This is a genomic window from Janthinobacterium sp. LS2A, from assembly GCF_036543145.1.
Classification (GTDB): Bacteria; Pseudomonadota; Gammaproteobacteria; order Burkholderiales; family Burkholderiaceae_D; genus Janthinobacterium; species Janthinobacterium aestuarii.
This window is the reverse complement of sequence record NZ_JAZHPB010000020.1, coordinates 1-3,861: the sequence shown is the minus strand read 5'-3', so window position 1 is coordinate 3,861 and position 3,861 is coordinate 1. Positions and strand designations below refer to the sequence as shown.

6 protein-coding genes are annotated in these 3,861 nt (G+C 57.1%); all 6 read right to left on the bottom strand.

Going from position 1 to position 3,861, the window contains the following annotated elements; translation table 11 throughout:
• Window positions 1–64: 64 nt before the first annotated feature.
• A complete protein-coding gene (locus V3C40_RS28195) occupies window positions 65–763 on the bottom strand; it encodes a GntR family transcriptional regulator (RefSeq protein ID WP_331779158.1) in 699 nt (232 codons plus the stop codon).
• Window positions 764–789: 26 nt separating this feature from the next.
• Window positions 790–1,518: an amino acid ABC transporter ATP-binding protein gene (locus tag V3C40_RS28190; protein ID WP_331779157.1), complete on the bottom strand. Its 729-nt coding sequence runs from the start codon at window positions 1,516–1,518 to the stop codon at window positions 790–792.
• A complete protein-coding gene (locus V3C40_RS28185) occupies window positions 1,505–2,155 on the bottom strand; it encodes an amino acid ABC transporter permease (protein ID WP_331779156.1) in 651 nt (216 codons plus the stop codon). The genes V3C40_RS28190 and V3C40_RS28185 overlap by 14 nt, the downstream gene beginning before the upstream one ends.
• A complete protein-coding gene (locus V3C40_RS28180) occupies window positions 2,152–2,820 on the bottom strand; it encodes an amino acid ABC transporter permease (protein ID WP_331779155.1) in 669 nt (222 codons plus the stop codon). Before V3C40_RS28180 ends, V3C40_RS28185 begins: the two co-directional genes overlap by 4 nt.
• A gap of 15 nt (window positions 2,821–2,835) precedes the next feature.
• The gene (locus tag V3C40_RS28175; RefSeq protein WP_331779154.1) at window positions 2,836–3,624 is read right to left on the bottom strand and encodes a transporter substrate-binding domain-containing protein; all 789 of its coding nucleotides are present in this window, start codon (window positions 3,622–3,624) and stop codon (window positions 2,836–2,838) included.
• A 30-nt stretch (window positions 3,625–3,654) separates the two neighbouring features.
• The coding region (locus V3C40_RS28170; RefSeq protein ID WP_331779153.1) for a hypothetical protein at window positions 3,655–3,861 on the bottom strand (207 nt) is incomplete at its 5' end.

The window sequence follows — 3,861 nt, the reverse complement described above, 5'->3', positions numbered from 1 at the left end:
AGCGAACTATAGCAAAGCCCCGCCAGTCTTGGCAAGGGCTTTCAATCGCCATCGGTGTTTTTGTTCAGGCGGCCAGCAGGGCTTTGACCAGGTCTTTCTTGTCGACAGACTCCGGGGCATCAACATGCAGCGCCTTGAGCACCTGGTCGAGATGATGCAGCATGATGTCGACCGCAACGTCGGCATTGCCAGCCTTGGCCGCCTCGATGAACAGCGCATGCTCATCCGATGAGCAACTGGCGTCTTCGCTGGACTGCTGGTGCATGGCGATCAGCGAGGTCCGCGCCGTCAGTTTGCGCAAGATTTCCTTCAACACCAGATTACCAACGATATCGGCCAGCAGGATGTGAAAGTCACCCAGCAACCTGGCGCGCAGCGGCAGATCGTTTTGTGACAGGGCCTGGCGTTCCAGCGCAAGGTGGGCATCGATGCGGCGATAATCGTCGGCCTTGGCGATGGTCACGAAATCACGCGCAAGACCGGCCTCGAGCGTGCGGCGCACGGCAAATATTTCGCGCGCCTCGCGTTCACTGAGCTTGCACACACAAGCGCCCTTTTCCGGAACGATCTCGATGAGCTCATCCTTCGACAGCATCAGCAAGGCCGCACGGATCTTGGTACGACTGACCGAATACACGCGGGCCAGGGCCTCTTCCTTGAGCTTGGTGCCAGAGGGCAAGCGGCGTTCGATAATCGCCGCCGCAATATCCGCAGCGATCTCCTCGGACGAGTTGGTAACAGCTGGTGTGGTGGGGTCAAGCATGCGGGATCTGGCTTTGGCAAAAACGATCAGGAAACCGAACTGATGAAACTGGCCAGTTCCGGCGTTGACGGCGCGGCAAACAGCGCCTTCGGATCACCTTGCTCATGGATTTTTCCCTGGTGCATGAAGACCAGTTGATCGCCCACCTCACGTGCGAAGCGCATTTCATGCGTGACCATGATCAAGGTCATGCCATCCTCGGCCAGCTTGCGCACCACGGCCAGCACTTCGTTCACCAGTTCCGGGTCGAGCGCCGAGGTGATTTCATCGCACAACAGTATTTTCGGCTGCATCGCCAGCGCCCGGGCGATTGCCACACGCTGCTGCTGGCCGCCCGAAAGTTGGTCTGGAAACGATTCAAAGCGATCGGCAAGGCCGACTTTTGCCAGCGCATCGCGCGCAAGCGCCTCTGCTTGCTGCTTGCCGATTTTTTTGACCACCGTCGGTGCCAGCATCACATTCTGTCCGGCCGTCAGATGCGGATACAGATTGAACTGCTGAAACACCATGCCGACTTTCAGGCGCAACTGGCGCAAATCGGTCTGGCCGACGGTGACCCTCACGCCATCGACGTCGAGCGAGCCTTCATCGAAACTTTCCAGTCCATTGATCGAGCGCAGCAAGGTACTCTTGCCCGAACCACTGCGTCCGATCACTGCCGTCACTTGGCCTTCCTTGACGCGCAAGTCGATGCCCTTGAGGACATGATGCGTACCAAAGCGCTTGTGCAATCCATTGATGCTAACGAGAGACATTGATTTTCCTTTCCAGGCGGCGGGCATACAGCGAAAGCGGGAAACACAGGCAAAAATACATCAGGGCGATCAGGCCATACACGGTGAAGGGCGCAAACGTGGCGTTGCTGATCATCGAGCCGGCCTTGGTCAGCTCAACAAAACCAATAATGGACGTGACCGCCGTCGCTTTCACGACCTGCACGGAAAATCCGACCGTCGGTGCAACGGCGATGCGCAACGCCTGCGGCAAGATCACGTGGCGCATCTGTTCCATATATGTCATTGCCGTGCTGGCAGACGCTTCCCACTGGCCACGGGGAATCGCCTCGACGCAACCGCGCCAGATTTCCGCCAGGTAGGCGCTAGTAAACAAGGTCAGGGCCACGCTGGCGGCCAGCCAGGGCGACACTTGCATGCCGGTCAGCGACAGGCCAAAGAACAGCAGGAACAATTGCATCAGCAGCGGCGTGCCCTGGAACAGCTCGATGTATATCACGGCAAACTGGCGCAGCAGCCGCGCGCTCGAGGTGCGCATCATCAGGATGGCGATACCGACCAGGCCACCGCAAACAAAGGCGATCAAGGACAGCAATACCGTCCAACGCCCCGCCAGCAGCAAGTTGCGAATGATGTCCCACAGGGAAAAATCGCTCATGTCGCTCTCCTGGCAAGCACGTAGCGGCCAAACAGGCCCAACGCGCGGCGCACGCCGACCGCCAGCAAAAAGTACATGATGGTGACGACGAAATACACTTCGAAGGAGCGGAAGTTACGCGAGGTAATGAAGCCAGCGCCAAAAGTCAGCTCTTCGGCCGAAATTTGCGAACACACGGACGATCCCAGCATCACGATCACGATCTGGCTCGACAAGGCTGGCCACATCTTGAGCAAGGCCTGGCGCAGGATCACGCAGCGAAAAATCTGGAAGCGCGACATCGCCAGCGCCGAAGCGGCCTCGATATGGCCTTTCGGCACAGACTCTACGCCGGCGCGGATGATCTCGGTGCTATAGGCACCCAGGTTGAGCACCATCGCAATCGTTGCCGCCTGCCACTCGCTCAAATGAATGCCGAGGCTGGGCAAGCCAAAGAAAACAAAAAATAGCTGCACGATGAACGGCGTGTTGCGGATCAGCTCCACATACACGGTGTAGACCGGGAACAGCACGGGCAGTTTCCAGGCACGCGAGATGGCGCCAAGAATACCGATGGCGACACCGAGCACGGTGCCAACGAGTGTCAAACGCAAGGTGCCGATCACGCCGTTGTACAGGTACTCGCGGTATTCCCAGATACTGCTGAAATCAAAAGTGTATGCCATGGTGCGCTTGACCCGTTACAGCAGGGCGGTGACAGGACGCGTTGTTTTCAGCCATTTCTGGGCGATGGTATTGAGGCTGCCGTCTTCTTTCGACTTGGCCAGGATGGTATTGATTTGCGCCAGTAACTTCGGTTCGCTTTTATTGATGCCGACGTAGCATGGAGAATTTTTGATAAAGAATTTGAATTCGAGTTTTTTGGCAGGCTGTTTTTCGACAATTGCGCCAGCCACCACGTTGCCAGTGGCAATCAAGGGCACCTGGCCGGACAGGAAAGCAGAAATGGTCGCGTTATTATCTTCAAAACGCTTGATGGTGGTATTGGCCGGCGCAATCTTGCTCAGTTCAAGATCTTCCACGGCGCCGCGGGTGACGCCCACGGTTTTACCTGCCAGTTGCTCGGCCTTGCTGATCGTCTGATCCGCACCACCGAATACGCCGCTGAAGAACGGCGCATACGCTGCGCTGAAATCGATGACTTTTTCACGCTCCGGGTTTTTACCGAGACTGGAAATAACCAGGTCGACTTTTTTGGTATTGAGGTAAGGAATGCGATTGGCGCTGGTCACAGGCACCAATTCCAGCTTGACGCCAAGGCCTTTGGCCAGCATTGCGGCCACGTCAATGTCGTAGCCAACGGGTTTCATGTCGGGGCCGACCGATCCGAAAGGCGGGAAATCCTGGGGCACGGCCACGCGCAAGACCTTGGCCTTGAGAATATCGTCGAGCGCCTCGGCATGGGTCAGCGGTGCGGCAAGTGCGGTAGCGGACAAAATCAGCGACAACAGGATCGAACGACGGTTCATGGACAACTCCTCAAGGTGGGATGGAGCGAGCTATCCCGTGATGAACAGCGCGCCATAATCCTTGAGCAGTTTCCGTGCCTGCATACAAAGCCTGCATACGATCTGCAAAGCTCCCATTTCTGCATAGTTTTTGAGCAGTGCCTGACTTTCTGCACCACACCATGCACGAATCGGGTGCGCCGCGACAAACCGCCAGACGTAAAAAAACCCCAACCGGATCACCGGAAGGGGTTTTTT

What these genes read in the sequence shown, in the direction of transcription:
- V3C40_RS28185 (WP_331779156.1), bottom strand. Translation starts at nt 2,155, where the DNA reads ATGAGCGATTTTTCCCTGTGGGACATCATTCGCAACTTGCTGCTGGCG.
- V3C40_RS28190 (WP_331779157.1), bottom strand. Translation starts at nt 1,518, where the DNA reads ATGTCTCTCGTTAGCATCAATGGATTGCACAAGCGCTTTGGTACGCAT.
- V3C40_RS28180 (WP_331779155.1), bottom strand. Translation starts at nt 2,820, where the DNA reads ATGGCATACACTTTTGATTTCAGCAGTATCTGGGAATACCGCGAGTAC.
- V3C40_RS28195 (WP_331779158.1), bottom strand. Translation starts at nt 763, where the DNA reads ATGCTTGACCCCACCACACCAGCTGTTACCAACTCGTCCGAGGAGATC.
- V3C40_RS28175 (WP_331779154.1), bottom strand. Translation starts at nt 3,624, where the DNA reads ATGAACCGTCGTTCGATCCTGTTGTCGCTGATTTTGTCCGCTACCGCA.